Source organism: Gemmatimonas sp., from assembly GCF_041689975.1.
Taxonomy (GTDB): Bacteria; Gemmatimonadota; Gemmatimonadetes; order Gemmatimonadales; family Gemmatimonadaceae; genus Gemmatimonas.
In genome coordinates this window covers 1-3722 of record NZ_JBDNFF010000425.1, presented here as the reverse complement: position 1 = coordinate 3722, position 3722 = coordinate 1, and the positions used below count along the sequence as shown (strand labels likewise).

The 3722-nt window shown below is 65.0% G+C and carries 5 protein-coding genes; 2 read left to right on the top strand and 3 right to left on the bottom strand.

Annotated features, from left to right (window positions below; all coding sequences use genetic code 11):
- The 3 genes from ACESNG_RS23695 to ACESNG_RS23685 form a co-directional block, all read right to left on the bottom strand.
- Positions 1 to 213: hypothetical protein (locus ACESNG_RS23695; protein ID WP_373063855.1), on the bottom strand; the 213-nt coding region annotated here is incomplete at its 3' end.
- 48 nt (positions 214 to 261) lie between these two features.
- Positions 262 to 435: a hypothetical protein gene (locus ACESNG_RS23690; protein ID WP_373063857.1), complete on the bottom strand. Its 174-nt coding sequence runs from the start codon at positions 433 to 435 to the stop codon at positions 262 to 264.
- Positions 432 to 2078, bottom strand: coding sequence for a hypothetical protein (locus ACESNG_RS23685; protein ID WP_373071181.1), 1647 nt, complete (start codon positions 2076 to 2078; stop codon positions 432 to 434). Before ACESNG_RS23685 ends, ACESNG_RS23690 begins: the two co-directional genes overlap by 4 nt.
- A gap of 54 nt (positions 2079 to 2132) precedes the next feature.
- On the opposite strand from ACESNG_RS23685, the gene ACESNG_RS23680 reads away from it, so the two are divergent.
- Both ACESNG_RS23680 and ACESNG_RS23675 read left to right on the top strand, forming a co-directional pair.
- Positions 2133 to 3341 carry a TonB-dependent receptor plug domain-containing protein gene (locus ACESNG_RS23680; RefSeq protein ID WP_373071179.1) on the top strand — a complete coding sequence of 403 codons (1209 nt, stop codon included), beginning with the start codon at positions 2133 to 2135 and terminating at the stop codon, positions 3339 to 3341.
- Between the two features lie 4 nt (positions 3342 to 3345).
- A partial coding sequence (locus ACESNG_RS23675; protein WP_373071177.1) for a surface-adhesin E family protein occupies positions 3346 to 3722 on the top strand: 377 nt, incomplete at its 3' end.

Below are 3722 nucleotides of genomic sequence, written 5' to 3'. Positions count from 1 at the left end.
CCAGATGTTGTTGGCGTAGGCGAACGCGATGTGCTGCGCGCTGACACTGGGGGTGCGCAGCAGGCGCGTGCCGGACTGCGCACGGGCGGGAACTGCCGAGATGGCAAGCAGGGCGAGCGCGGGAAGCGCTACCCGCGAGCGGGCGATCAATCGTGACATAGGGACGCCGGAGGGGGCCGCGAGATCGGGAGGGAACACGCCGAACAGATGCACGGAATGTTACCTGACGGACAGCCCCTGAGTTAGCCCTGGAGCGAGGGCTCAGTAGATCACCACGGCCCCGCGTGCATCGGTGCGCACGACCAGCGAGGCCACCACCTTCGACGCGGCTCGTCGCGTCTCCACGCCCGGCACTCGGATGCGATCGATCACGGCGCGAACCACCACCTCCGACGACGGTGCAAACTGCGAAACGTTCACTTGTAACGCGGTCATGGTAAACGCCCGCCCATCGGTCGAGGCCGTCCACTGCGACAGTGGCCAGTAACTGTTGGACACGACTGCGCTACCGTTCGACCCGCCGTCTTTTTGGCGAATCTCCACCAGCACACGAGCGGCGGAGCCAGCCCATCGCCGATCCTTGTCGGAGAGTGACAGCACAAGGAGCGGCTCGCTGTCGGGGAGTGCCGCCAGCGCCGTAGGTGCCGTCGTGCCGCTGAAGCTGCTCCAGCGATCCGCTCGCACATCGCGGGGGTGCCGAGCCGCAGCGACGATTCGTTGGTGGCGGGATCGTGCAGATCGTCGAACCCGCCGAACTGTCGGCGCACCGACTGGGTGAGATCGTCGCGTGTATCCGCAAAGTTCGACATCAATACGCCGAGCGAGTTCGTCGCGCTCAACGCGCCGTGTGTGCCACCCAGCGGTCGCATGCGGTTCGCCACCGACACGGCCCCGAGGCCCACGCGCATCTTGTCGTCGAGCGAGACGAGAATCGGTGCCGGATTGCGTGTAATCTCCGTGTGTCCACGCACGATACGCGGCGGCGCGGCCGGGAACAGCTCGCCGGCGGTGTAGCGCAGCCATGTAGCGGCCGACGCGAAACCATCGGGCGACACCGCTCGATCATGCGCCATGCGCGACAGCACGTCAGTATATCGCAGCGGGTCCCCGCGCAACGCGTGGTACCGATACGTGGCGGAGTCGCCGCTGCCGCGTGTGGTGATCTCCGCCAGCGCGCTGTCGCTCCGCACGAGATACCGCCCCGTCGTATCGCGCGTGGTCACCGTCGCGACGCCGTCGAGAGCCACCAGTATCGATGCCAGCCGCTGGACCGAGTCGGGGTGCGCGAACACGCCGAAGCCAGTCGTGACCCCGTCCACACTGAACGCCACGTCGGCAGCGCTGGTCAATGAACGAACCGTGCGAAATCCTTGGCTTTCCAGTGCCTCGACGACCGGCAGGAAATCGGCGGAGATCGCGCGGTTGTGCCCGTGATCGGAGATAATCAGAATCTCGACGTCGCGACCCGTGCGTGCACGATACGTCCGCTGCAACTCCGCGAGCTTCGCGTCGAGATGCGATAGATACTTGTCGAGGTCACCGCGAGTGTGCTGCAGCGCGTCGGGACCCACGTTGTACGCGTAGATCGTGGGGCGACCGCCGCGGCGGAGAAACTCCTTCACATCGACATCCACTTCCTTTCGTGCCACCTGATTCGACATCAGGTAGGCAGCGAGGTGATGGAACTTCGTCCCGAACGCGAAGTCCATGCGCCGTTCGTACTCGATCGGTCTGATGGCATCGAGCAGCTCGCCGACCACGTCGTTCTGTCGCACACTGTAGTAGATCCGCTGGTAGCCCGGCGGTGGCTGCACACCCATGATATCGTGCCAGGCCACGTCGCTGATCGACGGAAAGGTCGAGATCAGGCGGCTAGGCTCCCGGAAGTCGGCGAACAGCCCCCTGGTCCGCGCGTCGACGATATCCCGGTAATCCACGCCGTCGAGAGCGAGGACGAGTCTGGTAGCCGTTGGCGGCACGAGCGGCGGGTTCCGTCGCCACGGAACACAGCCGAGGGCCAGCGGGATCAACAACAGGTGAAACACGCTTATCTTGATGAGCCAGATGGCGCGGTGCATGCTTCACATGCTAGCCTGACGGCTGGACCACACAAGCCCACCGCTCGGTCTCTTATGCCGCTCTGCTCGTCCCTCCCGCTCAGTTCGTACTGGAAGCGACCCTCAGGCCGTGCGGCGATTTCCGTCGCGCTGACATGGGCGGGGTTCGTGTCGGGACTCTCACTGGTGCCGAACGCGGAGTTGTCGGCGCAGGTCGCCACGCCGGTCCTTACGGGGAGCGTGAAAGGCCGCGTGGTGACCGCGGCGCGGATCCCGCTGGTCGGGGCGCAGATCCGATTCGGGAGCGCCACCGAGCTGGGCGAATCCGATGACGCCGGTCAGTTCACCGCCGTCCGCGTGAATACCGGCTCGCTGTGGCTGCGCGTGCGGCGCATCGGTTACCGGCCGGAGTCACTGCTGGTCACCGTACTGGCCGGCCAGTCCATCGAGCCGACGGTGGTCATGACCCAGATTGCGCAGAACATCGCGGCGGTGAAAGTGGTCGGCCGACGCGACGTGATCGGCCCGATGGCGGGGTTCTACAAGCGCATGCAGGCCGGGGGGGGACGGTACTTCACGCAGGCCGACATCGAACAGCGAAACCCCAACAACATGACGGATCTCCTCCGTGCGGTGCCGGGCCTGCGCATCGAGACGCGCGGCTTCGAGAACAAGGTGCGCATCCGCGGCAGTCGGTGTTCGCCCTTGGTGTGGCTGGATGGTCAAGGGTTGTTTGCCGCCGAGTTCGATCTCAACGCGGTGAACCCGCGCACGTTCGAAGGGATCGAAGTGTACAGCGGACCCGCGACCGTGCCGATGGAGTTTCAGGGGAATCAGCGGATGAGCAGCAGCTGCGGCACGATTATCCTCTGGTCGCGCCGCGGCGAGTTCCGCGAGAAGAAGCCGAAGAAGGGCGAACTCACACCCGCCGCCCGCATCGCGCAACTGCTCGAGGCATTGACAATCTTCACCGCCGCCGACGTCGACGTAGGCGCGCGCGTGGATTCCTCGATGATCGTGCGACCGTTCTACCCCGACTCCCTGTTCTATGCGCAGATCGCCGGCGAATTGCTCGCCGAGTTCGTGGTCGGCACCAACGGGGAAGCGGTCATGGAGACATTCAACGCGATGACGACCACGCACCGTGCGCTCGTGGAGCCGGTGCGACGTGCTGTGCGCGAGCAGCGCTTTGTGCCGGCGATGCGTAAGGGTCTCGTCGTCCAACAGGTCATGCAGCTGCCGTTCACGTTCCTCCCCGACTCCACCGCCCGTCGCCGCCGCTGACCTTATGCATGCACCGATAGCCATCACCATACGCTGCGCCATCGTGCTCGTAGGCTCGCTGCTTTCGGCGTCGTCTGCCACCGCGCAGAGGCTCGTGGAGATCGGCAAGACCTCGGTCGGCACGCCGGTATTTCTCGAAGCGAAGTCGGTCACGCGCAACAACGGCATCACCACAGCCACCGTGCGGGTGCGCTTGCAACCTCCGTTGAAGCACGCGTTGGGAGATCTGCGTAGTTCGCGCACGATTGCGATGTACGACTGCGCCAGGCAGACCGTGGCGACCAGAGAGAGCTGGTACTATCTGGATGACGCCGGCAAGAAGGTCGGCATGCACAAGGAGATCAAGCTGCCCGGTTTCGGACCCTCGTTCAAAGGCTCGCT